Below are 24,578 nucleotides of genomic sequence, written 5' to 3'. Positions count from 1 at the left end.
TTTATTCCTCCGCAAGAAAACTGTTTTTTCTGACTGTTTCTTTTGTCTCCGCCATCAGTCTTGCCATCAGATCTTTACAGGTGGGAATGTCTTTTACCATACCTGCGATCTGTCCGGACATCACGCTTCCGGTTTTTACATCACCGTCGACAACCGCCTTTCGAAGACCTCCCAGTGTGAGAAGCTCCAGCTCTTCAAAAGATGCTCCTGCTGCTTCTTTTTCCAGATATTCCTTTGTCATGGGATTTCTTAAGGTACGGACCGGATGACCTGTGGTACGTCCGGTTACTCTTGTGTCGATATCTTTTGCCTTCAGGACAAACTGCTTATAGTTTTCATGTACATTACATTCCTGTGTGGCAACAAAACGGGTTCCCATCTGTACAGCCTCTGCACCCAGCATAAAAGCCGCCGCAATCCCACGGCCATCTGCGATTCCACCTGCCGCGATCACCGGGATCTTTACCGCATCCACAACCTGTGGTACCAGCGCCATGGTAGTTGTCTCACCGATATGTCCACCGGACTCGGTTCCCTCAGCTACCACCGCATCTGCGCCGCAGCGCTCCATTCTTTTTGCAAGAGCTACGGATGCAACGACCGGGATCACTTTTACTCCTGCAGCTTTCCATGCTTCCATGTATTTCTCCGGGCTTCCGGCACCGGTTGTTATCACTTTGATGCCTTCTTCCACTACGATCTTCGCAACCTCATCGGCGTTTGGACTCATCAGCATGATGTTTACACCGAAAGGCTTATCTGTCAGTTTTTTTGCTTCGCGGATCTGCTCACGTACCCATTCTGCCGGTGCGTTTGCTGCCGCGATCAGTCCCAGGCCTCCTGCTTCGGATACTGCTGCCGCAATGTGATGGTCTGCCACCCAGGCCATACCACCCTGAATGATTGGATATTCGATACCAAGTAATTCTGTAACTCTTGTTTTCATTTTTTACCTCCGGGAAATTGAGTCAGGCGGATATTTGCAATCCACTTTTCTACTTACTCATAGTTTTAACAGTCCGTTAATCGGGACTTTGATTTTCTCATTTAATACTCAATCAAACTCGCTCCATACGTCAGTCCGCCGCCGAATCCTGCAAGGACCAGTTTATCACCTCTCTGCAGTTCTCCGCTTCTCTTCACCTCATCCAGAAGGATCAGAAGGCTTGCGGAAGACGTATTTCCATATCTGTCCATGTTCATGGGAAACCTGGAAATGTCTTCGCCCAGCCGCCTTGCCGCAGAACGGATGATCCGCTCGTTTGCCTGGTGGAGAAGATAATAGCGGATATCCCCACAGGGAACCTGCTCTCTGGAAAGAAGCTCCTTCACCGCTTCCGGTACTTTGGATACCGCAAAGGTAAACACTTCTTTTCCATTCATCTGTATGTAGGTTTCCTTTGCTTTGGGATTATTTTCGTAACAGATCTGATTTCTGCTCTGCAAGGTAAGTGCCCCGCCTTTTTTTCCAATGGAATGGGTTACCTGTGCATATTTGCCACCCTCTTCTGCTTTCAGCACAACTGCTCCTGCGCCGTCCCCGAAAAGGATGCAGGTACCACGGTCCGTCCAGTCCGTTAAACCGGACAGTTTTTCTGCACCGATCACAAGGGCACTCCGGTAAATTCCCTGGGCCAGGTATGCCTGCGCTGTGTTCAGTGCCAGAAGAGATCCCGTACAGGCTCCATTCAGATCAAAGCAGGTAGCATTTTCCGCTCCGATCTGCTCCTGTACACCACATGCCACACAGGGCATGATCTCTGTAGGAGAGATCGTTGCTACAATAATCAGGTCGATTTCTTCCGCCTTCATACCTGCATCTTCCAGCGCCTTCTGCGCTGCCCGGGCTGCCATTGTCACGGTATCCTCGTTTTCTTTTGCAATATGTCTCTGTACCACGCCGGTTCTCTCACGGATCCACGCATCGCTGGTTTCCACCATTCTGGCAAGATCGTTGTTATCCCACACCTTATCCGGGACCCAGGAACCTGTTCCACATATTTTACCTGTCATCTTTTTCTCCATGATATCTGTCTTACATCAGCCTGTAAAAGATCTCATCCGGTGAACATTGCTTTTATGCTTTTCTGCAATGGCCTCCTGGCTGGATTAATCTATACTGCTGTTCTCTGATTTATCTTTTATCTTAAAATATTTTGATTATCAAATTATATCATCATAAAAGTATTTGTCAAGAAGGAAATTTCTTATAAAAATCGTGGATATCCTGTCAGATGGGACTATGGTTTGGTATGAATGGAATTTTGTGCTATGATTGTTATAATGCAAAATCAGAAGTAAAAGCCTGCTCTTATCGTGCAGACATGAACAACTTTTAACCTCTTTGCATCTGATATCTTATATTTTGCTGAAAGAGAGTGTGATAAGAAATGAAAAAGAACTTGTTCCTTCGGATCGTCTTCTACGTTGCCGGTCTTCTGATCCTGGCGCTGGGGATCATCCTGAACACCAAATCGGGCCTGGGTGTCTCCCCGATCATTTCTGTGGCCTACAGCATCACCACCATTGGAGGATTTAATTTTGGTAATATTACCTTCCTTTTATATTCCGCATTTGTTGTAGTTGAGATTGTTTTACATATCTTCCGAAACCACAGATATTCCGGGGAAGCAGGCGGTGCCATTGCTCCGGCATCACACCGGGATCTGAAGCTGGTGCTTGTAATGGACCTTCTTCAGCTGCCTTTAAGCCTTGTGTTTACACGTTTTATGAATCTGTTTTCCGCACTGCTTCCGACACCCTCTGACAATATGCCATCCAGACTTCTGGTCCTTGCCGCCGGAATCATCCTTACCGGGATTGGTGCCGCCATGTCTCTGAACATGCGTATCATCCCCAACCCGGGAGACGGGATCGTACAGGCCATTTCCGACTGTATCGGGAAATCTGTTGGGTTCACCAAGAACTGTTTCGACCTCTTTAATATCTGCCTTACCACTTCCATTGGCCTGCTCTTCGCTCATAAGCTGATCGGCATCGGCCTTGGAACTGTGATCGCTGTACTTGGCGTAGGCCGTGTTATCGCGGTCTTCAATCGCCTTTTTATGAACAAAATGACAGCTGCCGCAGGCGTGGAGTATTGATCTCCACTGCCATACGGCAGCTGTTTTATTTTACTTCATCGCCCACTGCACCAGGCACATTGCACCGATCTGCACCAACAGTATTACCGGTACACCAATCGCAAATTTGGCTTTGCGGGTTTTGTGGTGAAAAAAACGCATGCCCAGGATAGCTCCAACGCTGCCACCGATGACAGCACTCAGGATCAGGGTTTTCTCCGGAATCCGCCAGGCATTACGCCGGGCTTTCTGCTTGTCGGCTCCGAAAAGTACAAAAGCCAGGATATTCACTGCAAGCAGATAATAATATATGTAATCGTTCATGATATCTCCCTCCGAGCTCTGTGTCCTATATTTCGGACAGTAGCAGATTCTTGTATTCACTGCAGTTTAATGATCAGCACCGGTATGGGCGGATTATTTGGCCGGTTTACATATTCCGACTGGATCACCAGATACTTATGAGGATCCAGCTGACGGATAAATGAAAGCATCGCATCCCGTTCCTGAAATCCGGTATCCCCACCGCTGTAAATACAAATCGTCATAAGGCCGCCTTTTTTCAGAAGCGTAAGGCCGCTTTCCACTGCTCTTTTGCTGCTGTCCGCTCTGGTTGCCACAGAATGGTCTCCCCCTGGAAGATATCCCAGATTAAAGGTGATACAGGATACGGTTTCTGCTTCTGCATAGGCTGCCATGTTCTCATGGGAATCCAGGAACAACTGATAATTCTCCGGACAGTCATCCTTTTTCAGGCGTTCTTCTGTGTGTTCCAATGCCTGTTTTTGAATGTCAAATGCCAGAACACGTCCATTTTCTCCCGCAAGTCTGCTCAACAATACAGTGTCGTTACCATTTCCCATCGTTGCATCAATACAAATGTCTCCCGGCATGACCTGCTGCCGGATAAAATGTTGCGTGTATGCGGTGATCTGAAGATTTTTCATACAAAAATCCTTTCAAGATTTTTTACAGTTCATGATAATACGGGCAGATATCCTCATAATGTCCGTCCTTCATACGGAAGCCCTTCGGGATCACCCCAAGCTGTGTAAATCCAAGTCTCTCATAAAGATGTCTTGCATGGACATTACATGCCACAACTGCATTAAACTGGAGAACACCAAAACCGTGCTCTTTTCCCTGGATCAGACAGTCGGATACCAGTTTTTCTCCGATATGAAGTCCTCTGGAATCTCTGCTTACCGCATAGCTGGCATTGCAGATATGTCCACATCTTCCGATATTATTCGGATGAAGGATGTAAAGGCCGTAAACTTTTCCGCTCTCCTCATCCACTGCAGCCGCTGTATAGGTCTGCTCCGCAAAGAATGCCTTTCCGGTTTCCTCATTCAGATATTCTTCCTGTGGAAAAGCCACGCCATCTTCCACCACTTCATTCCAGATCCGGATCAGATCCGGAAGATCTTTTTCCTCGTATTTTCTTACTGTAATATTCATAATTATCTCCTCTCCGGTCAGGCTCCGGGACTCTTCCAAAAACCATGGCCCGGTTTTATCTCTGTAAAGCATACATTCTCAGTCAATCCGCCCGTTTATCGTAATTCCACATTCCGGCCGTCTCTTTTGATCACACCCTCATCAGACAGGTTTTTGATCTCACGCATCATGGCGCTTCGGTCCACACTTAAATACTGGGCCAGTGCGGTATAGGACATGGGCAGTTTAAACTTCCCGGTATTTTTCTCCGCAGCCAGGGAATGCAGATAAGCCATCAGCTTCTTCCTGGTGGAAGATCTGGAAAGCATATAGATCCGGTCCGTCTGCTGTCTGGAGTGAAGGGCCGTCATCTGCAGAAGATTGCTGACCATCTGGCTGTGATGATGACAGGCATTTTCACAGCGTTTGATCACATGCTCATAATCAATGAACATCACCCTCGTCTCCGTGGCAGCGCACACATAATAATGCTGGGAATCCGACGGAAGCAAAAACGGTTCACCAAATACACTGTCCTTATTCAGTTCATCGATGACATACTCATTTCCATCTTCATCACAGCAGTAAAGCACCGCCCGTCCCTCCTGGATCAGCCCGATCTTTTTCATAGAACTGGAATATTCCATAATGGTTTCTCCATTCTGAAAAACAGCCTCCCGGACTTTGAAACAGACACGCATTCTTTCCTGTTCTTCGGGCAAAATATCCGTAAATAAAGTAATGTGCTCCATGTTTTTCCTCCCCTCCTCACCAGCCAGATGAACCGTACATGTTTCTGATTTTATACCAGCACAGAAAAAATGTAAAGTCTGGAAAATTTCCCCTGTTTTGTTGTATTTGCAACAGTTTTTGTCAGTAAAATCTGTTATATTTTTATCAAAGTTAAGGAACAAACAAAACACAGTCACATAAATAAATCCACCATAGAAAGAAAAGAGGAATTGCTCATGAAAATCACAGATACTATCAAATATGTAGGCGTTAATGATCATCAGGTTGACCTTTTTGAAGGCCAGTACAAAGTGCCAAACGGCATGTCCTATAACTCCTATGTGATCCTGGATGAAAAAGTTGCAGTTATGGATACCGTAGATGCCAATTTTACCCACGAATGGCTGGATAATATTCAGCAGGTTCTGGGTGACCGGAAACCGGATTATCTGATCGTACAGCATATGGAACCGGACCACGCAGCCAACATCGCCAACTTCATGAAAGTTTATCCGGACACCACCGTTGTCTCCAACAAAAAAGCCTTCGCCATGATGCAGAATTTCTTTGACCTGGATCTGGAAGGCCAGCAGGTTATCGTAGATAATGGTGGAACTCTTTCTCTTGGAAAGCACAACCTGACTTTTGTATTTGCGCCGATGGTTCACTGGCCGGAAGTTATGGTTACTTATGACAGCACAGAAAAGGTTCTTTTCTCCGCAGACGGTTTCGGAAAATTCGGTGCCCTGGATGTGGAAGAACCATGGGACGATGAGGCAAGAAGATACTTTATCGGTATCGTTGGAAAATATGGCGTACAGGTGCAGAACCTTCTGAAAGTAGCCGCAACTCTGGATATCCAGACCATCTGCCCGCTTCACGGACCGGTTCTTACTGAAGATCTGGGACATTATATCAGTCTTTATGATACCTGGTCTTCCTACACACCAGAGGATGACGGAATCGTGATCGCCTACACTTCCGTATACGGTCACACCAAAGCGGCGGTTCAGCAGCTGGCTGACAAATTCCGCAGCAAAGGATGTCCAAACGTTGTTGTCTATGACCTTGCAAGAGATGACATGTCTCAGGCACTGAGCGACGCTTTCCGCTACTCCAAACTGGTTCTGGCAACCACCACATACAACGCAAGCATCTATCCGTTTATGAACGACTTTATCACCCGTCTGGTAGAGCACAACTTCCAGAACCGTACCGTAGGTCTGATCGAAAACGGAACCTGGGCACCGCTGGCAGCAAAAGTCATGAAAGAGATGCTTTCCAAGTGCAAAAAGATCAACTGGCTGAATACCACCGTTAAGATCATGTCCGCAGTAAACGAAGAAAACCGCAAACAGATGGAATCCATGGCTGATGAACTCTGCCAGGAATACATTGCAAAAAGCGATGATCTTGCCAACAAGAGTGATATGACCGCTCTGTTCCGCATCGGTTACGGCCTCTATGTGGTAACTTCCAACGATGGCAAAAAGGACAACGGCCTGATCGTCAACACCGTTACACAGCTTACTGACAATCCATACCGCGTAGCTGTCAACATCAACAAGGCCAACTACTCTCACCACGTGATCCAGCAGACCGGTATCATGAACGTAAACTGTCTGTCTATAGAAGCTCCGTTCTCTGTTTTTGAACAGTTCGGATTCCAGTCCGGCAGAAGCACCGATAAATTTGCAGGTCAAAAAGTGAACCACTCTGACAATGGACTGGTATTCCTGGACAAATATATCAATGCTTTCATGTCTCTGAAAGTGGAAAATTACGTAGATCTTGGTACTCACGGAATGTTCATCTGCAGCGTCACAGAGGCCCGTGTCATGAACGATCAGGAGACCATGACTTACACCTACTATCAGAAACATGTAAAACCACAGCCACAGACTGAAGGAAAAAAAGGCTGGGTATGCAAAGTCTGCGGATATATCTATGAAGGCGATGAACTTCCGGAAGATATCATCTGCCCACTGTGCAAACATGGCGCTGTGGATTTTGAACCTATCGAAGGATAAGATAAAAATCCCGATCAACTGATCTTATCCGGTTACAACTCCCTTGTTTTTACAAATTATAAACCATCAAAAAAAGACAGACATTCATGGCCTGTCTTTTTTTGCGTTATCATCTGATATCTTTTCAGCATCTTTTATCTGACGTATTTTTGTGCTTTGCAGATCGGCTTTCTCTTATTTCATCAGTCTGATAACCTGCTCTGCGGTATCTGCCAGATTCCGTTTTGCGTTCTCACTTTTCATGGCCTCCTCCAGAGTTACCACTCCACGGAGGATCGGGAAAAATGCATCGATTCCCGCATCGTTGCAGGCTCTTGCGTCACGCTGTACGGCGCCTGCAAAAGCGATCACTTTTTTGCCATATTTCTTTGCAAGTTTTGCAACACCTACCGGAGCTTTTCCCATGGCTGTCTGTCCATCCATGCGTCCCTCACCTGTGATCACAAGATCCGCGTCTTTGATGTAGTCCTCAAGTTTTGTCTCATCCAGTACGATGTTGATTCCGGATTCCAGAACTGCATCGGTAAATGTAAGAAACGCAAATCCCATTCCACCGGCTGCTCCTGTTCCCGGATACTTTGGATCTGCTTTTGGAAAACGCTCTTTTGCAAGCTCTGCATAAGCGCCCAGCCACTGATCCATATCCTGGATCATCTCAGGTGTGGCTCCTTTTTGCGGTCCGTAGATGGCACTGCATCCAAGCTCTCCGCAAAGAGGATTGGTTACATCGCAGGCAACACGGAATTTACATTCTGCAAGCTCCGGAATTACATAGGCATCTGTGATCTCTGTGATATCTTTCAATCCTCTTGCGCCTGGAAGAACCTGTTTTCCATCTTTGTCCAGAAATGCATAGCCAAGTGCCTGAAGCATTCCCACACCACCGTCATTGGTGGCACTTCCGCCGATACCCACGATAAATCTGCGGCAGCCTTTTTCGATGGCATCTTTGATCACCTCACCGACGCCGTAGGTTGTAGTATAAAGAGGATTTCTTTTTTCGTCCGGAACCTGTGTGATTCCTGCTGCACCGGCCATCTCGATCACTGCGGTCTTTGTACTTTCAATAATGCCGTACTCACAGATCACCGGCTCTCCAAGAGGACCTGTAACTTTTACATGCTCTGTTTTTCCATTCATTCCCGCAACAAGAGCTTCTACTGTTCCCTCTCCGCCATCTGCCAGAGGTCTTACAAGAACCTCAGCCTCTGCGTCTACACGATGGATGCCTTCTGCTGCTGCAAACCCTGCCTCCATGGATGTCATGCTGCCTTTAAAAGAATCGATTGCTGTTACTACCTTCATTGTATTTTCCTCCTGTGAAAATTTTTATATAAATCAAATATCCTCGTTTACAGTTCGGGTGAACCTGCTTTTGTTTTTAATCATAATAAAATTAAGCCTGTATGTATATATTATATATACTATATTTTTAAATAATTTTTATATTTTATTGTTATAAATAACATATTCAAATTGAAGCTATAAACCATATATGATATACTGACCCAAAGAAAGCACAGTCAAAAGGATATTCGCAATCCGCTTCGCTACGTAGCTCTACACCAAATAACTGCTCCGCAGTTTATCAGGAGGAGCTTGTACTCCTCCTGATACAAGCAAGTCCCCACCCACTGCTTATTGCTTTTCGCAACCCCGCAGGGGACTTACTTGATTTGGTTAACTTTTCCAGGAGGATTCCATGATCACACACATCAGCCACACGCTCGCCCAGCAGATCGTCAACACGATCAAGGACGTCTGCAGTTATGATATCAACTTCATCAATCCGTCCGGCACCATTATTGCCAGCACCAACGCTGCCCGGATCGGAGCTTTTCATGAGATTGGACGGAAGGCAGCTGTAACCGGTACTACCATCGAAGTGGCTGAATCTGACAATTTTACAGGAACCCGACAGGGGATCAACATGCCTCTTTATCATGAAGACCGTCTTCTGGCTGTGATCGGGATCACCGGTTCCCCGGAAAAAGTACGCAAGTACGCCTTTCTGGCACAGCGTATCACCAGCCTTCTGATCCGTGAACAGGAACTTGGCCAGTACAGCCGGCATCAGGCGGACAAAAAACAGTTTGTCATCAGTTCCCTGCTCCACGGAGACACCCAGAATCCGGAATATCTTCTGAAATGTCTGAGGGAATTTCAGATCGATCCGGATACACCCAAGCGACTGATATTGCTCCATACGTATCCGGCTGCTTCCAGTCAAAATCTCTCCGTAAAGATTGACCACAGAATTTTGGAATCCCAGGAAACTCCTGCTTCCCGGACAGATACCGAAAATCCAAATCTCTCACGGGAATCTTCTCTCCAGGCAGAAACTCATGACTCAGATTCCGGCATTGGGTCTGTTCTTTCAGAACATCAGATCCAGAATTTTTTCAAGACCATCGGGATCATGCTGTACACCTTCCGCTATCCCGGAGATTATCTCGCTGTTACAGACAGTTCCGGTTTTTCTGCTCTTTCCGGAACACTTCGTGATTTTGCGAAAAAGCATGCTGGCACTCTGGCCGTTGCTGTTGGCCGGTCCGTACCACTGTATCAGCTTGGTCTTTCCCTGACTACTGCGGAAACTGCCCTGCGAAACCTTAACTTTCACCGGCCTCTTACTGACCATGTCTGTGCAGAAAATTATGCCGTTTTCGATGATCTCACTCTGGAAATCGTTCTCTCTTCTGTGTCTCCGGATGACCGTGAAGAATTTTCCGGAAAAACCATTCATCAGCTGTCTCTGGATGAAAAGGAACTTATGCGAACTTATTTTTCCCTGGAAATGTCTCTGGCTGATACCGCAGAGAAACTTTTTCTCCACAAAAATACTCTTCAATATAAATTAAACCACATTTATAAAAAATGTGGTCTCAATCCCCGGAAATTCCGGGACGCTGTTCTGTTGTATCTGGCGCTGGAGCTGGAATAAAAGGCCCATTTTTACAGAAGGTCTTTCAGTTCCTCCAGCCGCTTTATCACATGATCTGCTTTATGCGTTCTTCTCACATTTTCCAGTTCCGACTCTTCCATCTTCTCCCGGCAAAACCAGCAGGTCTCCATCCCTGCTGCCTGTCCGCCTGCGATATCAGCAGTCAGGGAATCCCCTATGATCATACATTCCTCTGCCCTGATTCCCGGAAGCTGTTCCAGACATCGTTCAAAAAAACGTACATCCGGCTTGTCCACACCGATCTTCTCAGATACAAAACAATGATCGAAATCTTTCAGCATATCGGCTTTTTTCAGCCTGCAGATCTGCTGCTCATAAGGGCCGTTGCTGGCCGTGCACAGGATATACTTTCCCTGTAAATGATCAAGGATCTCCTTTGCCCCTTCCACAGGAACCGCGCTGTAAAACAGACATTTCCGGAACAGCATCTCCATAGCTACGCCATCTGCCTCAAGCCCAAGCTTCTTAAGAATCGCCTGCCAGCGCACATAGGGAAGATCATCCATGGTCAGGATCCCCTGTTCGATCTTTTTCCAGATCCGGTCATTCTCCTCTTTAAAAACCGAAAACATCTCCGGCTTATAGATGAGGCCTGCATCTTCAAAACAATGGGCCATGCCTTCCTGTGCCGCCGCATCAAAATCCAGCAACGTATTATCAATATCCATAAAAACAGCTCTGATCATTTCACTATCCTTTCACATGAAATCCAAACTCATCCTCAAGGGGGATCTCTTTCGATTCAATACCCTCGATCTCCACAAAACTCTGCTGAGAAAGGCGCTCTACCATCTCCCGGATCTCCTCTCTGGTTCCCTGCACTTCCATCTCCACACGATCATCCCAGAGATTTTTTACCCAGCCGGTCAGCCCCATGGACTGTGCAATATAATAAGAGCGGTAACGAAATCCCACTCCCTGTACTCTTCCTGAAAAATAAAAATGTTTTCGTATCTTCTCCATCTGGCACCTCGTATCTTCTGTCTCAACTATTCCGTCTCTGTATCTCCACCCAAAATTCTCCTGCCCACCGCAGGAATATCTTATCCCGATTATATAATAATTCTTTATAAGTTGTAAAGTTATATCCTTCTATCTATTGGAAACCATAAACATTTGCGTTATAATAATTTCTATCAGGATAAAAAGAAAACTGCTTTCTTTTGCAGGAAATATTTTCAACAGAATTTAGCATCAGGAGGTAATCATTATGAACGAAAGCATCAAAAACATGCTGGAGCGCAGAAGTATCCGCGCCTACAAAAAAGACCTTGTTCCACAGGAAACTCTGGATATGATCCTGGAAGCCGGAGAATATTCACCAAGTGGCATGGGACAGCAGAGTACCCTTATGGTAGTAACACAGAATCCGGAACTGGTTGCAAAACTTTCCAAAATGAACGCAGCTGTTATGGGCAGTACCTCAGATCCGTTCTACGGTGCCCCAACTGTGATCATCGTCTTCTCCGACAGCAAAATGGGCACCTGCGTGGAAAACGGAAGCCTTGTGATGGGAAATCTCATGAATGCCGCACATGCTCTTGACGTAGATTCCTGCTGGATCCACCGTGCAAAAGAAGTTTTTGATTCCGAAGAGGGAAAAGAACTGAAGAAACAATGGGGAGTTCCGGATGAATATATCGGTGTCGGCCACTGTGTTCTGGGATACCGCGACTGCGAGTATCCGGCTGCAAAACCTCGTAAAGAGGGCTTTGTGATCCGCGTTTGATCGTCTGAATATGTACAAAAAATCTGACAGATCTGCATTTTACACATCGCCGTGTATTATGCAGAAATCTGTCAGATTTTATTTTCTCTTATTTCAGCGCCTTATCTTTATATCTGGAAATCTCCTCGAGATATTTTTTCCCAAGAGCACTAATGTTAACACCTTTTCTTGCGATATACCCGATGGTCATGATCTCATCGGAATCCAGCTTAACCGCACAGTAATCGGAACCGTTCAGATCTTCACAGATAATACCGGAACACAAGGTATATCCGCCCAGACCTACCATCAGGTTCAGCATCGTGGCCCTGTCATCGGCCTTGATCAGCCGTTTATACTCATATGTGCTCAAAACCTCCTCCGCAAAATAAAAGGAGTTATTTCCTCCCTGTTCAAAAGACAGACAGGGGTATTCCTTCAATTCTTCCAGTGTGATCTTCTCGCGTTTCGCCAGGGGATGGCCTTTCCACATATAAACGTAGATCCTGCAGTTGAGAAGTTCGTGAAACTCCAATCCATACTCGTGAAACATTTTTGTAAGTACTTTGCGGTTAAAATCATTCACATAGAGGATCCCGATCTCACTTTTAAAGTTCCGCACATCCTCGATCACCTGATGTGTCTTGGTCTCATGGACTGCAAATTCGTACTCATCCATGCCAAACTGTTTTACCAGCTCCACAAAGGCATTGACCGCGAAAGTATAATGCTGCATGGAAACACTGAATTTTTTTCGGGACTGTTCTTTGGAGATATATTTGGCTTCCATCAGTTCGTACTGTTCTACTACCTGCCTTGCATACCCCAGGAATTCTTCACCCGCCGGTGTCACGGCAATTCCACGGTTTGTTCTTCTGAAGATCTCAACCCCGGTTTCTGCCTCCAGTTCCCGGATCGCCGTGGAAAGACTTGGCTGGGAAATATAAAGGCTTTTGGCTGCCTCGTTCATAGATCCGGCTTTTGCAATTGCTATGGTATATCTGAGCTGTGCCAGAGTCATCTGTTTGCCTCCCTGTACTTTATATCAGGCGGACATTTCTGATCCGCCTGGTGTAAAACATTTATTTAAGATAATTTTTATCTACATATCCTTCTTTTCCAAGTTTCGGAACAAACACATACCAGTAGGTACTGTCTTCTTTTTCAATGAGCTCAACCGTATCTCCGGTATTTAACTGGCCAATCTCATTATTTTTATCATAAGCTTTTTCACTTCGAAGTGCCAGATAGCCTTTGTCTACTTTAACAGTCATAGACTGGATCGCCGTTCCGGCTCCTCCAAGAAGATATTCCTTATCAACATAACCAGTTTTATCAAGCTTCGGTACATATACATACCAGTAATGTTCATCGGCTGTATCTTTTACCTGTACGGTATCCCCGGTATTTAACTGGCCAATTTCATTACTGTCATTATAGGCAGCCTGATTTCTGAGTGCCAGATAACCTTTTTCTATTTTTACGGTCCACAGTCCGCTGTTATAAATATACCGATTATCTACGTAACCGGATTTATCAAGCTTCGGCACATATACATACCAGTAGGTTGAATCACTGCTGTCCTTTACAAGCACCATATCTCCGGTATTCAGACGCCCAATCTCGTTACTGTCATTATATGCAGCAGTGTTTCGAAGTGCCAGATAGCCACTCTTTACTTTCACAGTCCAGGAATCATTGGATGCAGCGGTACTCTCTGCTACCTGGATATAATTTTTGTCCAGATATCCGGATCTATCCAATCTTGGAACATATGCATACCAGTAGGTTGGGTCCTTCCGGTCTGTAACTTCCACCAGATCTCCAGTGTTCAACTGACCAATTTCATTACTTTTGTCAAAAGCCTTCTCACTCCTGAGAGCCAGATAGCCGTCAGAGACTTTAACTTTAAAGGTAGTTCCTGCTGCTGCCTTCGCCTCCCGGGCTGTTGCCGGAATAGCTGCTGCAAACATAACAGCCAGAATAGTCAGGCATTTCACTGCCTTTCTCCTGGACAGAAGAGTTCTTTTTTTCATATTTTACGCCTCCTTTTCTTTTTTGTGTCGTTCTTTGTTCTGCGGTTCTGTCTGCTTTTTATTTTATGGACCACCGCCGGAATTTATGGCAATATTATATCATATTTTGTGCTGACATCTGTAAGAATCATATCTCTCATTACAGTCCAAAATGGTCTTTCCACAGTGCAGGTATTGACACTTTTAATTAGTAGTGTTATATTACATGTAGAACAGGATAAAAGTAATACCCCCGGGAATCTTCCCGGGGAATTTTGTACGCATATGTTCGATATATGGCACTCCGGAAAGTCTATTCCTTAAGAAGGATATTACTCACCTGGAATGCTGCAGACTATAATCTATAATTATATAAGGGAAGGTGAATACCATGGCAGTAAAAAGAGATTATTACGATGTTCTGGGCATTGACCGGAACGCAGATGAGAAAACAATAAAAAAAGCATACCGTAAACTGGCAAAAAAATATCACCCGGATACCAACGCCGGTAATCCGGATGCCGCAGATAAATTTAAGGAAGTAAATGAAGCCTATGACGTTCTTGGAGATCCCAAGAAGAAAAAAATGTATGATCAGTTTGGTCACGCTGCTTTTGAGGCGGGCGCTGATCCGGGAGCCGGTGCAGGTGCCGGTGGATTCGGCGGATTCCAGAGTGGTGGCAATGGCAGCTATCAGGAATTTCACTTTAATGGTGAAAACATGGATGATATCTTTGGTGATATCTTTGGAAATATGTTCCACGGCGGTCACAGCACAGGCCATGGCTTTGGCGGAAACAGCACTTATGAGCACTTCACCGGTAACGGTGGCGGATTCCACGACGGCTTTGGAGGAAGCGGATTTCACAGTGGCGGCGGCTTTGGCGGATTCCATCAGCAGGATTTCCCTCAGAAAGGCTCCGATGTGAAGGCCAGCATCAACGTTACCTTCGATGAGGCCGCTTTTGGTGCAGATAAAAGGATTTCTCTGTCCAGCCCGGACGGAAGCTCCGGTGCACCGCAGACATTACAGGTTCACATTCCGGCAGGTATCGATACCGGCAAGAGCATCCGCCTGAAAGGAAAAGGTATGCCAGGAACCGGTGGCGGCGAGCCTGGTGATCTGCTTCTGAAGGTTACCGTAGGAACCCGTCCTGGATATGAACGAAAGGGCTCCGATGTTTACACTACCATTTCCATCCCGTACACAACAGCTGTTTTCGGCGGTGAAGCTACTGTTCCAACACTTTATGGAAATGTTATCTGCAAGATCCGTGAAGGCATGCAGTCCGGCTCCAAGATCCGTCTCAGAGGAAAAGGCATCGTTTCCATGAAGAACCCGTCCGTCCGTGGTGATCAGTATGTAACCATCCAGATCCAGGTTCCACAGAATCTGAATTATACCGCGAAGGAGAAACTTCATGAATATGCGAAGGCATGTGGACTGGAACGGAGTAATGCCACCGGGTCACATGTAGCGTAAATAGTGAATATCGGTTAAATAAAAAAAGTATCACAGATCTCATCTTTATCAGGGAGTTTCTGTGATACTCTTTTTTTGATTTTACAAGGTAATCTGATATAAATTACTCTTCATTTATGACAATGTCATATCTCCGTCTTTTACCCATCCAAGTTTACGTACAAACATATTGATGAGCGGGCAGAGAACTGCCGGAAGAATGAAGGAGATCAGGAAAAGTCCCGCCCAGTCCATAGCTGTGACAGCTGTCTTGGTTCCTGCCGCAATGTCATTCATCCATCCTGTATACACACCGATCTGTCCCACAAAACCGCAGGTACCCATTCCTGAGGATACTGCTGTTCCGTTCATCTGAAGCTTGAACAGACAGGTAGCGATCGGACCTGTGATGGCAGAGGTTACGATGGGTGCGATCCAGATCCTCGGATTTCTGACGATATTTCCCATCTGGAGCATGGATGTTCCGATTCCCTGAGAAACCAGGCCGCCCCATTTGTTTTCTTTAAAGGACATAACCGCAAAACCTACCATCTGTGCACAGCAGCCTGCTACTGCGGCACCGCCTGCCAGTCCGGTAAGTCCCAGAGCCGCACAGATCGCAGCGGAGGAAATCGGCAGTGTCAGTGCAATTCCCACAAATACAGAAACCAGGATTCCCATAAAGAACGGCTGCAGGTCCGTTGCCCACATAATTATACTTCCCACTTTCATGGCAGCTTTTCCAAGGGCAGGTGCCCACCATGCGGAAAGGCCTACACCCACCCCGATGGTTACAAGAGGCGTTACAAGAATATCTATCTTGGTCTCCTTGGAAACGGCCTTGCCGATCTCAGCTGCAAGTATCGCAACAAACAGTACTGCCAGAGGTCCGCCTGCTCCGCCAAGTGCATTGGATGCAAAACCAACCGTGATCAGCGAAAACAGCACCAGCGGCGGACAATGCAGGGCATAGCCGATCGCTACTGCCATAGCCGGGCCGCTCATTGCTGATGCCAAAGATCCAACTGTATATGGGATCTCATTAATTGTTGCAACGGTCATCGTCAGAAACGGAATGTGAAACTGTGTGCCAAGGGTGTTGATGATCGTACCGATCAGCAGGGAACAGAAAAGTCCCTGCGCCATGGCGCCCAGTGCATCGATACCGTATCTCTTCAGGGAGATCTCGATATCCTTCCGTTTCAGAAATGCTTTGAATTTTTCCATTTTAAAACTCTCTCCTTACCCTGATCCGTTTCCCGTCGGATCAGTTCTTTTATTTGCAAAAAGTCTCGCTGACTTTCTCCAGTTCCTCACGGATAGAGATATGCTGCGGACAGACTTCCTCGCACTGTCCACATTTTACACATTCGTCTGCGCGCTTTCTGCCACGGCCTCCTACCAGCCATTCTTCCTGATGTGCTGCGGCAGCTTTGTTTCCGTACAGTGTCAGGTAATTCATCGCTGTGAAAGAACCGGAGATTCCGATTTCCATCGGGCATACTTTTGCACAGTAATTGCAGGTTGTACATGGGATCAGAGGAATTTTGCTCATCGCCTCTCTTGCCTTGTCCAGAGTTTCCTTCTCGCTTTCCGTAAGACCGTTAAAGTCCTTCATAAAGGAAAGGTTGTCTTCCATCTGCGCGATGTTGCTCATTCCGGAAAGTACGGTGATCACGCCCTCCAGGTTTGCTGCAAAACGGATCGCCCAGGATGCTGTGGATGCTTCCGGCTCTGCTGCCTTTAAGATCTTTTCCACAGATTCCGGAGGCGTTGCCAGCATGCCGCCTTTTACAGGCTCCATGATCACTACCGGTTTGCCGTGTTTTCTGGCAACTTCGTAGCAGGCTTTTGACTGGATTGCCGGATTTTCCCAGTCTGCATAGTTGATCTGCAGCTGTACAAACTCCATCTCCGGATGTGCGGTAAGGATTGCTTCCAGTTCTTCCGGTGTGGAATGGAAAGAAAATCCTGCATGTTTGATCAGTCCGGCCTCTTTCTGCTCACGGATCCAGTCCCATAAACCGTACTCATCGAAATATTTTGTTCTGTGTTCTCCAAGATTGTGGAGAAGATAGAAATCGAAATATCCGGCTTTTGTTCTCTCCAGAGATGTTTTAAACTGTGCAAGAGCTTCGTCTCTTGTCTTGCAGTTGATCCAGGCTGCCATCTTGGTTGCAAGCTGATATTTTTCTCTCGGGTAACGCTCTACCAGAGCTTCGCGGATAGCATCTTCACTTCCTGCATAAGCCCACGCAGTGTCAAAGTAAGTAAATCCGGCTTCCATAAATTTGTCTACCATGACTTTGGTCTGCTCCACATCGATCACACCTTCGGATTTCTGCGGAAGTCTCATGAGACCAAAACCAAGTTTTTTAATTTCTTCGCCTAAATATGCCATATTTTTTCTTCCTTCTTATTACATCCCGGAAAATTCTCCATATCAATATCATCAGATAAGCAATATTTCCGACACGGATATCTCCCGGACTGTTATATTTTTACTGCAGGAAAAAAACCTGCGTTTCTCCTATTATAACGGTATTTCTCCCGGTGGTAAATCTTTTTCTTTTACAAGTGTCAAGACAATGCCTTAATTGTGTCTGGCCAACTGGTCCGATCTTCCCCTCGCAGATAAAGATTTTTTCCGGTCAGGCAGATATTTGCAGGCTACATTCACTGCGGAGTTTTATACAAAAAAACAGGCACAAAAAAACAGCTGCCGCACGTTTATCGCACGACAACTGCCTTTTGTTTTACTGCTTCCGTATCTGTTTCTTCTCTTTTCCATAAAGAAACGGCCTTGCCACTGTCCGGTTGAAAAACTCGATCAGTGGGCCCATAAAAAATGCGGTAACAAGAGTTCCGGCCCCAACAACCGCCCCCATAAAAAATCCGGCCGCAGTTGTAATCACATCCGTCCCGATCCTGCACATGCGGAAAGGGATCCAGGTTCTTTTATCCAGGATCAGTGCATAGGCATCATAGGCGGAAACACCCATATCTGCGGTAAAATACAGCGCTGACGCAAAACACATCATTACAACAGCGATGCACATCAGAAGTACTCTCACTCCAAATGTCCTCTCCGGCAGATACCTGTCAAAAAGCTGCATTCCTTTTTCCACGATAATTCCCATAAAAAACAGATTCAGCACAGTTCCAAGTCCGATAAAATGCCGGTCCAGAAAAAACACTCCCAGCAGCATCAGTGCATTGATGGCAATATAAACATAACTGTATTTTATTCCTGCTAGATTCCACACACCCATGACAAAACAGGAATTGGGATCTGTCCCAAAATCGGATGCCTTGAAAATGGCCACACTGACACCCGCCAGAAAGATTCCGGCAAATGTCATGAGGATTCTTTTTACTGTTAATGAATTCATCTTTCTTCTTTACACCCCTGATCAAATGTTTTAAACTGATATTATCTATAATCATGCATCGAAAGGAGGAAACTCCCATAGAAAACAAACAGGTCCTGAACCGCCAGACCTCATCAAAAGAACTTCATCTTATTTCCTGCGGCTGGGAAAAATGTACACCGGAACAGTCCTACGGCCCTGGTGTCCGGCGATATTACACCATCCATTTTGTGCTGAGCGGACAGGGATATTTCTATATGAACAACCGGAAATATACCTTGAAAGCCGGACAGTGCTTTTTCATTCCTCCTGTGAACAGCTCTCTCTACAAAGCAGAGCCTTCTGATCCCTGGACTTATATCTGGATCTGTTTCAATGGAGAAAATGCTCCCATACTTTGTGAACACTGTCATCTTACTGAAGAAACTCCGGTCCAGCAGCTAAATTCGGTTCTTCCCTATCAGGAAACCATTCTTGAAATGATGACCCATCCACAGCTGACACCTTCCAGCGAAGCTTATATCCAGAGCGGTCTTTACCGGATCATCGCCATGCTGGAGGAAGAATTTCACGCTTCCTACACGACCATGGAATCCAACGAAAATTTTTATATCACACAGGCTGTTGATTACATCAAAAAAAGTCCGCTTCAGGATATTACTGTGACCGATGTTGCTGACTATCTGCATATCAGCCGCAGTCACCTTTACGGACTTTTTAAAAAACATCTTGGAACCACGCCCCAGGCTTTCCTGACTTCAGCCAAGATCATCAATGCCCGGGAACTTCTGACGATCACGGATATCCCTGTATCCAGCGTGGCGATCTCCTGCGGATATCAGAATCCTTTTGCCTTTTCCCGCGCCTTCAAAAAAGAAACCGGCATGACGCCCCGGGAATACCGGGAAAAATATCATCATGCCGAGGATCTTCTGGATTGCTGAATCACTTCTTCGGATTTACGGAACAACTACCTTTGCATTGTAGTATTCTACTGTCGCATCCATGGTCGGACCTTCGTTATCATACCAGTCGTACGTGATGGTCTCGCCGTTTTCTCCCCATACTTCCGGGCAGTCGATCTCCTCCCAGTCAAGTGGAACAAAATGCTCTTTCTGTTCTGATGCCCGCAGCATGATCTGATGAAGCTCCTCAAATTCTTCCGGGTTCAGAACTCCAGGTTTTGCGGATACAAACAGTGGTGTGCCGCTCTTTGCAAGAACGTCTGCCCACTGACGGTTTTTATCCCACGGGATCATTCCGAAAATACCTACACAGTCTGCATCAATATGATAAAAAGCATTGTGCTGTGGGAGACGGAATGCCAGTGTATTTACACCCATTCTTCTGGTACGCTCCCAGATACGTCCGCTGGTATCATCACCGGTCCGGTTCAGATGCATCAGACCTGCGCCAAGGTGTCCGATAGTATTGCAGCCGATGATCACTGCGTTATTACTGCGGGAAGCATCGTAAACTTCCTGATAAAGCATTTTTACAATTTCTGCACTGGTTTTGGTCTGGTCGTAGAAATGCCATTTCTCCATGGAATTATCTCTTAAATTTGCCTCAAATCCCCATTTTCCAAAAAGATCAAAAGTTGAAAAATCATGTTTGATCAGAGTGTATCCCCAGTCGCAGATCCGTTCGATATCTCTTCGGATATATGCCAGTGCGTCCGGATGGGACGGGTCGAGACAGTCATTATAGGAAATCCTCCACTCATCCGGGATGTTCTCATCCTCATTAAGAAGCAGACGTACCCAGATTCCCGGGCGGACACCTTTTTCTTTCAGCTTGTCTGCAAGGCCTTTCATATCCGGGAACTTGGCGTTACCTTTTGTCCATGGTCCTCCGTTGTATTCGTCCAGGCGGTGATGCTCCTGCCAGCAGTCATCAATAACCATGAATGGAGGATTTTTTACCCCTTCAGTCAGTTTCAGGATGTAATCGGTATCACTTAAGATCTCCTCTTCAGAGCTGTCGCCGTAAGCATAGTACCAGTTGTTGCTTCCATATACCGGGAACTCCGGGAAAATCGGATCTGTACACATTTTTTTACAGAATTCCTGTGCAGTCTCAAAAGTATCTGCTCCTTCTGATTCCATGCAGACGATCTGTGCGGCACGCAGCTTTCTTCCTTTCAGCTGTACTCCTGTATTACCGCAGCGAACATCCAGAAATAATGTGATTCCCTTGGTATCTGCCTGCCAGCAGCACATAGCGGAAGGGCGGACCTTTACACCAAAGCAGAGGACTTTCTCAGAAAGCTTCGCCAAAAAATACCATGGCAAATAACGATTACCGCTCATTCCATGCCATTCCACATCACCATAGGTACGTTCCCAGGCATCTCCCAGGAATCTGGCGGATTTTGGGATCTTGTAATTCCATCTCAGTTTTACACATCTCACTGCATCCTCTGAGGTGACAAATATATCCTCATGTTCACCTGCATCCTGAAATTCCACGGTAGTCGCACCGGCCGTTACTGTCGGCTGTCCTCCCTGGCATACCAGTCTCTCATCTTCTGTCTCCACAGTTACATAATCCGGTACACCCAGTTTAAAATCTGCATATTTTTTCTTCATTTCTTTCTCCTCCTGCATTTTTCCAACTATTCAGCACATCCTTTTATTGTCAGTCCAATCCAAAATGACATAGTCAAGCGGATATTCGCAATCCGCTTTGCTACGTAGCTCTACACCAAATAACTGCTCCGCAGTTTATCAGGAGGAGCTTGCACTCCTCCTGATACAAGCAAGTCCCCACCCACTGCTTATTGCTTTTCGCAACCCCGCAGGGGACTTACTTGATTTGGTTAAAATTTTTCTTCAACGCATCTCATCTATATGCCTTATTATATTGATTTTTTTTCTTTTTTCTATGCTTTAAAGTTTCTATAACATTGCAGAATGTTCAATCCGTGTCTTTGATATGACTAAGGGTGGAAGTTACTTTTTCATTTTACCGTTCACAAATTCTTCACAAAAAATTAGCACTCAAGGCTTGACAGTGCTAATAATACGTGTTATAGTACATATAGAACAAAGGAAGAGAGAAAAAAAGAAGAGCTTCCGGATGTTCCAGATAACTAAGACATCACCACAGCGGAATAAACCGCAATGGTAAGACCGACAACAGCTGGATCCCCTTGATCCGATCCGCCGGAACGGCGTTTCAATTTGAAAGGAGAAATGACTTATGATGTTCCCGAGTGTATTTGGAGAAAACTTATTTGATGACTGGATGGATGATTTTGGTTTCAGAGATAACTTCTTTGGCGGCAAGAATCCTCTTTATGGCAAACATGCCAAAAATATTATGAAAACTGATGTACGTGAGACTGATAAAGGCTATGAACTGGATGTAGATCTTCCTGGATTTAAGAAAGATGAAGTTCAGGTACAGCTGAAAGATGGTTATCTTACTATCTCCGCTGCCAAAGGCCTTGATAAAGATGAGGAAGATAAAAAAGGCAATTATATCCGCCGTGAGCGTTATGCAGGCAGCACAAGCAGAAGCTTCTATGTTGGTAATGGCGTAAAGAACGAAGATGTTCATGCTAAATTCGAGAATGGTGTTCTGAGACTTTCCGTTCCGAAAAAAGCAGCCGAAGAAATCGAAGCTGACAAATATGTATCTATTGAAGGATAACAATGACTCACTTTCACAGGAGGAGGGGAATCCACAGTGATTCCCCTCCTCCTCTTTTTATACATAACACCAGCCACTCGCATTCCACTTCGCTGCATTCTCATTGTCAAAAAATTCATAATATCGGGCATTTTTTAACAAAGTTATTAGTATTTCAGAATATTTTTTTGTATATTTTGCAGTGCATTATTCCATTTTTTTGAAGTTAATGGTATAATATGCACATTAACTAAATCTGTTTCGCAATCTTTCAGGACAATACTCCTGAACAGCCACGTAAAACACGATCATGACAGGAGGTTTTTATTATGGATCAGGACAAAATGATTAAAATCTATGCACGTAGTGACAGCCGCATTCAGCTGAAAATGATTCCGGGACATTTCGTAACTTCTCAGTCTCATATCACGCATTATCTGGACCTCACCACCATGAAATCCAGATGCGCTGAAGCGCAACGTATCGCAGCCACTCTCGCAACAAATTATGAAGCATCCATTCCGGTAGACACCATCGTCTGCATGGACGGACTTGAAGTGATCGGTGCCTATCTCGCTGAAGAACTGACCAAAGCCGGTGTACTTTCCATGAACGCTCACCAGACCATTTACGTCATCACACCGGAATTCAACAGCACCGGACAGATGATCTTCCGCGACAACTATGAGCCGATGATCAATGGTAAAAACATCCTCATCCTCAACGGTTCCATTACCACCGGTTCCACACTGAACCGTGCCATCGAAAGCGTTCTCTATTACGGTGGCAAGATTCGCGGTGTCGCAGCCATCTACAGCAGCGTAGACAGCGTAGCCACCCTCCCTGTCCACTCTATTTTCCAGGCCAGAGACATCCCGGACTACCACTCCTACCGCTCCGATAACTGCCCACTGTGCAAAAGCCGTCAAAAGATCGATGCCATTGTCAGCAGCTATGGATATTCTGTATTATAAGTTTAACCAAATCAAGTAAGTCCCCTGCGGGGTTGCGAATATCCGCTTGACCCGAATCTGCAAACAAAGAGGAAGCCATATATTAACCAATGCTTCATAGATAACATCGATATCCCTATGGCTTCCTCTTTATGATTTCTGCTTATAATTGATATTCTCTGTACATGGCTTCACGCATTTCTTTATCCGTAACAACCTTCTGAATCTCATCACCCCGGCCATCAAGGATAAGCCTGTTGATCAGAACACTAAGACGCTCCTCACCCTGGGCCATTCCTTGGGCCATTCCTTGAGCCATTCCTTGAGCCATTCCTCGTTCTAATCCCAATGCTTCAGCCTGTTCTTTAGCTTCCGCAAGCAATCTTGCCCTTTTCTCAGATTCCAGTTCCAGAACATGTCCGCCCATAACCTCACCTATTCCTTTCCGGACTTTCTCCTCGTTTCTGAAAATATAATCAGATATCCGAGTGATCAGTCCAATCAGATCACTGAACAGTTCAGACCTTCCAGCTTCAGTAATCTCCACTTCCAGTTTACTCCGGATCACCTCATATTCATTCAGCAATTCCTGAAAAAGTTGCGGATCCTCACTCATCTCATGCCCTCTTTTCTCATATCTCATGATATAAAAAGGAAGCAGCATGAGAAGACTCTTCTCAAATATCTTATCTTTTGTATAATTATCAACTTTAATCGTGGGCACTCTGTACAAATGACATTCTCCATCCGGAAAAACCACATCCACTTCCAGAAAATCCGGCGTATTGCTACCACTTCTCAGATACAACACACAAGAACGTGGAAACTCCATCCGATACCTCCGTCCCTGCTTCCTTGCAAATTCAACAGCAGTTGCAAAATCATACTCAATCATCCGTACAGCCATCGTCGTGTCATCCGTACTCTGACATTCTATGTGATAAATCTTATTTCCGATCAACAACCGCGAATCCGTAATAATCTCACCATCCACCCGCTGATACTCATTACGCAACTGCACAATCTCCACATCAGCCGGATACGACGTATGAAAAACATCATTGATCAAAGGCACGACCAGAAACGTCATCTTCTCCATCATAGTACGAAAAACATCATCAAAAATCGTATTATCACTCAAACAATACTCCTTCTGGTATCTATAATTATACCATCAAACAAA

24 protein-coding genes are annotated in these 24,578 nt (G+C 45.6%); 8 read left to right on the top strand and 16 right to left on the bottom strand.

Annotated elements, in window-relative coordinates:
• Position 1: 1 nt before the first annotated feature.
• Together fabK and G5B12_RS03240 are read right to left on the bottom strand one after the other, a co-directional pair.
• Positions 2-946: an enoyl-[acyl-carrier-protein] reductase FabK gene (fabK, locus tag G5B12_RS03245; protein ID WP_119248006.1), complete on the bottom strand. Its 945-nt coding sequence runs from the start codon at positions 944-946 to the stop codon at positions 2-4.
• Between the two features lie 101 nt (positions 947-1,047).
• Complete coding sequence (locus G5B12_RS03240) at positions 1,048-2,013, bottom strand: beta-ketoacyl-ACP synthase III (protein ID WP_119248005.1); 966 nt, start codon at positions 2,011-2,013, stop codon at positions 1,048-1,050.
• Between the two features lie 377 nt (positions 2,014-2,390).
• On the opposite strand from G5B12_RS03240, the gene G5B12_RS03235 reads away from it, so the two are divergent.
• Positions 2,391-3,104 (top strand): YczE/YyaS/YitT family protein, encoded by a 714-nt coding sequence (locus tag G5B12_RS03235; RefSeq protein WP_174087730.1) that lies wholly within the window; start codon positions 2,391-2,393, stop codon positions 3,102-3,104.
• A 30-nt stretch (positions 3,105-3,134) separates the two neighbouring features.
• Here the strand turns inward: G5B12_RS03235 and G5B12_RS03230 are convergent, their stop codons facing one another.
• From G5B12_RS03230 to G5B12_RS03215, 4 genes are all read right to left on the bottom strand, one after another.
• Entirely contained in the window at positions 3,135-3,407 is a 273-nt protein-coding gene (locus G5B12_RS03230; RefSeq protein WP_021977152.1) for a DUF1294 domain-containing protein, read from the bottom strand.
• A gap of 56 nt (positions 3,408-3,463) precedes the next feature.
• Positions 3,464-4,030, bottom strand: a complete 567-nt coding sequence (locus G5B12_RS03225; protein ID WP_021977151.1) for a class I SAM-dependent methyltransferase — start codon at positions 4,028-4,030, stop codon at positions 3,464-3,466.
• A 22-nt stretch (positions 4,031-4,052) separates the two neighbouring features.
• On the bottom strand, positions 4,053-4,544 hold the full coding sequence (locus G5B12_RS03220) for a GNAT family N-acetyltransferase (protein ID WP_021977150.1): 492 nt from the start codon (positions 4,542-4,544) through the stop codon (positions 4,053-4,055).
• A 95-nt stretch (positions 4,545-4,639) separates the two neighbouring features.
• The gene (locus G5B12_RS03215) at positions 4,640-5,275 is read right to left on the bottom strand and encodes a Crp/Fnr family transcriptional regulator (protein WP_021977149.1); all 636 of its coding nucleotides are present in this window, start codon (positions 5,273-5,275) and stop codon (positions 4,640-4,642) included.
• 216 nt (positions 5,276-5,491) lie between these two features.
• On the opposite strand from G5B12_RS03215, the gene G5B12_RS03210 reads away from it, so the two are divergent.
• Entirely contained in the window at positions 5,492-7,285 is a 1,794-nt protein-coding gene (locus G5B12_RS03210; protein ID WP_021977148.1) for a flavin reductase, read from the top strand.
• A 174-nt stretch (positions 7,286-7,459) separates the two neighbouring features.
• Here G5B12_RS03210 and G5B12_RS03205 read toward each other — a convergent pair whose 3' ends face one another.
• Positions 7,460-8,590, bottom strand: a complete 1,131-nt coding sequence (locus tag G5B12_RS03205) for a glycerate kinase family protein (protein ID WP_021977147.1) — start codon at positions 8,588-8,590, stop codon at positions 7,460-7,462.
• A gap of 397 nt (positions 8,591-8,987) precedes the next feature.
• Here G5B12_RS03205 and G5B12_RS03200 point away from each other — a divergent pair, with 397 nt between their 5' ends.
• Positions 8,988-10,229 carry a CdaR family transcriptional regulator gene (locus tag G5B12_RS03200; RefSeq protein WP_174087729.1) on the top strand — a complete coding sequence of 414 codons (1,242 nt, stop codon included), beginning with the start codon at positions 8,988-8,990 and terminating at the stop codon, positions 10,227-10,229.
• An 11-nt stretch (positions 10,230-10,240) separates the two neighbouring features.
• Here the strand turns inward: G5B12_RS03200 and G5B12_RS03195 are convergent, their stop codons facing one another.
• Both G5B12_RS03195 and G5B12_RS03190 read right to left on the bottom strand, forming a co-directional pair.
• Entirely contained in the window at positions 10,241-10,936 is a 696-nt protein-coding gene (locus G5B12_RS03195) for a YjjG family noncanonical pyrimidine nucleotidase (protein ID WP_118062323.1), read from the bottom strand.
• 4 nt (positions 10,937-10,940) lie between these two features.
• A complete protein-coding gene (locus tag G5B12_RS03190; protein ID WP_021977144.1) occupies positions 10,941-11,213 on the bottom strand; it encodes an acylphosphatase in 273 nt (90 codons plus the stop codon).
• Positions 11,214-11,460: 247 nt separating this feature from the next.
• On the opposite strand from G5B12_RS03190, the gene G5B12_RS03185 reads away from it, so the two are divergent.
• A complete protein-coding gene (locus G5B12_RS03185) occupies positions 11,461-11,979 on the top strand; it encodes a nitroreductase (RefSeq protein WP_021977143.1) in 519 nt (172 codons plus the stop codon).
• Between the two features lie 88 nt (positions 11,980-12,067).
• Here the strand turns inward: G5B12_RS03185 and G5B12_RS03180 are convergent, their stop codons facing one another.
• Entirely contained in the window at positions 12,068-12,979 is a 912-nt protein-coding gene (locus G5B12_RS03180) for a LysR family transcriptional regulator (protein ID WP_118062322.1), read from the bottom strand.
• 61 nt (positions 12,980-13,040) lie between these two features.
• Entirely contained in the window at positions 13,041-13,994 is a 954-nt protein-coding gene (locus G5B12_RS03175; RefSeq protein WP_021977141.1) for a hypothetical protein, read from the bottom strand.
• Between the two features lie 370 nt (positions 13,995-14,364).
• On the opposite strand from G5B12_RS03175, the gene G5B12_RS03170 reads away from it, so the two are divergent.
• The gene (locus G5B12_RS03170) at positions 14,365-15,456 is read left to right on the top strand and encodes a DnaJ C-terminal domain-containing protein (RefSeq protein ID WP_021977140.1); all 1,092 of its coding nucleotides are present in this window, start codon (positions 14,365-14,367) and stop codon (positions 15,454-15,456) included.
• A gap of 114 nt (positions 15,457-15,570) precedes the next feature.
• On the opposite strand, the gene G5B12_RS03165 is transcribed toward G5B12_RS03170, so the two are convergent.
• The 3 genes from G5B12_RS03165 to G5B12_RS03155 all read right to left on the bottom strand — a co-directional run bounded on the left by G5B12_RS03165 (position 15,571) and on the right by G5B12_RS03155 (position 18,827).
• Positions 15,571-16,662 (bottom strand): PTS transporter subunit IIC, encoded by a 1,092-nt coding sequence (locus G5B12_RS03165; protein WP_118062320.1) that lies wholly within the window; start codon positions 16,660-16,662, stop codon positions 15,571-15,573.
• 49 nt (positions 16,663-16,711) lie between these two features.
• Entirely contained in the window at positions 16,712-17,836 is a 1,125-nt protein-coding gene (locus tag G5B12_RS03160; RefSeq protein WP_174087728.1) for an aldo/keto reductase, read from the bottom strand.
• A 355-nt stretch (positions 17,837-18,191) separates the two neighbouring features.
• Positions 18,192-18,827, bottom strand: a complete 636-nt coding sequence (locus G5B12_RS03155; RefSeq protein WP_174087727.1) for a YczE/YyaS/YitT family protein — start codon at positions 18,825-18,827, stop codon at positions 18,192-18,194.
• Positions 18,828-18,880: 53 nt separating this feature from the next.
• Between G5B12_RS03155 and G5B12_RS03150 the strand changes: the two genes are divergently transcribed.
• On the top strand, positions 18,881-19,750 hold the full coding sequence (locus G5B12_RS03150; protein ID WP_174087726.1) for an AraC family transcriptional regulator: 870 nt from the start codon (positions 18,881-18,883) through the stop codon (positions 19,748-19,750).
• 15 nt (positions 19,751-19,765) lie between these two features.
• On the opposite strand, the gene G5B12_RS03145 is transcribed toward G5B12_RS03150, so the two are convergent.
• Entirely contained in the window at positions 19,766-21,397 is a 1,632-nt protein-coding gene (locus G5B12_RS03145) for a glycoside hydrolase family 36 protein (RefSeq protein WP_243006106.1), read from the bottom strand.
• Positions 21,398-22,010: 613 nt separating this feature from the next.
• Between G5B12_RS03145 and G5B12_RS03140 the strand changes: the two genes are divergently transcribed.
• Entirely contained in the window at positions 22,011-22,463 is a 453-nt protein-coding gene (locus G5B12_RS03140; protein WP_021977134.1) for an Hsp20/alpha crystallin family protein, read from the top strand.
• Between the two features lie 308 nt (positions 22,464-22,771).
• Entirely contained in the window at positions 22,772-23,416 is a 645-nt protein-coding gene (locus G5B12_RS03135; RefSeq protein ID WP_174087725.1) for a phosphoribosyltransferase, read from the top strand.
• 142 nt (positions 23,417-23,558) lie between these two features.
• Here G5B12_RS03135 and G5B12_RS03130 read toward each other — a convergent pair whose 3' ends face one another.
• Positions 23,559-24,536, bottom strand: coding sequence for a hypothetical protein (locus tag G5B12_RS03130; RefSeq protein ID WP_118071348.1), 978 nt, complete (start codon positions 24,534-24,536; stop codon positions 23,559-23,561).
• Positions 24,537-24,578: the final 42 nt, after the last annotated feature.

It is taken from the genome of Blautia sp. MSK.20.85, from assembly GCF_013317245.1.
Classification (GTDB): domain Bacteria; phylum Bacillota; class Clostridia; order Lachnospirales; family Lachnospiraceae; genus Blautia_A.
This window is presented reverse-complemented; position numbering and strand designations above follow the sequence as displayed.

Coding starts and splice junctions, on each gene's coding strand:
- G5B12_RS03135 (WP_174087725.1), top strand. CDS start 22,772: ATGGATCAGGACAAAATGATTAAAATCTATGCACGTAGTGACAGCCGC.
- G5B12_RS03175 (WP_021977141.1), bottom strand. CDS start 13,994: ATGAAAAAAAGAACTCTTCTGTCCAGGAGAAAGGCAGTGAAATGCCTG.
- G5B12_RS03150 (WP_174087726.1), top strand. CDS start 18,881: ATGCATCGAAAGGAGGAAACTCCCATAGAAAACAAACAGGTCCTGAAC.
- G5B12_RS03205 (WP_021977147.1), bottom strand. CDS start 8,590: ATGAAGGTAGTAACAGCAATCGATTCTTTTAAAGGCAGCATGACATCC.
- fabK (WP_119248006.1), bottom strand. CDS start 946: ATGAAAACAAGAGTTACAGAATTACTTGGTATCGAATATCCAATCATT.
- G5B12_RS03240 (WP_119248005.1), bottom strand. CDS start 2,013: ATGACAGGTAAAATATGTGGAACAGGTTCCTGGGTCCCGGATAAGGTG.
- G5B12_RS03185 (WP_021977143.1), top strand. CDS start 11,461: ATGAACGAAAGCATCAAAAACATGCTGGAGCGCAGAAGTATCCGCGCC.
- G5B12_RS03235 (WP_174087730.1), top strand. CDS start 2,391: ATGAAAAAGAACTTGTTCCTTCGGATCGTCTTCTACGTTGCCGGTCTT.
- G5B12_RS03170 (WP_021977140.1), top strand. CDS start 14,365: ATGGCAGTAAAAAGAGATTATTACGATGTTCTGGGCATTGACCGGAAC.
- G5B12_RS03155 (WP_174087727.1), bottom strand. CDS start 18,827: ATGAATTCATTAACAGTAAAAAGAATCCTCATGACATTTGCCGGAATC.
- G5B12_RS03195 (WP_118062323.1), bottom strand. CDS start 10,936: ATGATCAGAGCTGTTTTTATGGATATTGATAATACGTTGCTGGATTTT.
- G5B12_RS03165 (WP_118062320.1), bottom strand. CDS start 16,662: ATGGAAAAATTCAAAGCATTTCTGAAACGGAAGGATATCGAGATCTCC.
- G5B12_RS03230 (WP_021977152.1), bottom strand. CDS start 3,407: ATGAACGATTACATATATTATTATCTGCTTGCAGTGAATATCCTGGCT.
- G5B12_RS03160 (WP_174087728.1), bottom strand. CDS start 17,836: ATGGCATATTTAGGCGAAGAAATTAAAAAACTTGGTTTTGGTCTCATG.
- G5B12_RS03200 (WP_174087729.1), top strand. CDS start 8,988: ATGATCACACACATCAGCCACACGCTCGCCCAGCAGATCGTCAACACG.
- G5B12_RS03180 (WP_118062322.1), bottom strand. CDS start 12,979: ATGACTCTGGCACAGCTCAGATATACCATAGCAATTGCAAAAGCCGGA.
- G5B12_RS03215 (WP_021977149.1), bottom strand. CDS start 5,275: ATGGAGCACATTACTTTATTTACGGATATTTTGCCCGAAGAACAGGAA.
- G5B12_RS03225 (WP_021977151.1), bottom strand. CDS start 4,030: ATGAAAAATCTTCAGATCACCGCATACACGCAACATTTTATCCGGCAG.
- G5B12_RS03210 (WP_021977148.1), top strand. CDS start 5,492: ATGAAAATCACAGATACTATCAAATATGTAGGCGTTAATGATCATCAG.
- G5B12_RS03145 (WP_243006106.1), bottom strand. CDS start 21,397: ATGAAGAAAAAATATGCAGATTTTAAACTGGGTGTACCGGATTATGTA.
- G5B12_RS03140 (WP_021977134.1), top strand. CDS start 22,011: ATGATGTTCCCGAGTGTATTTGGAGAAAACTTATTTGATGACTGGATG.
- G5B12_RS03220 (WP_021977150.1), bottom strand. CDS start 4,544: ATGAATATTACAGTAAGAAAATACGAGGAAAAAGATCTTCCGGATCTG.
- G5B12_RS03190 (WP_021977144.1), bottom strand. CDS start 11,213: ATGGAGAAGATACGAAAACATTTTTATTTTTCAGGAAGAGTACAGGGA.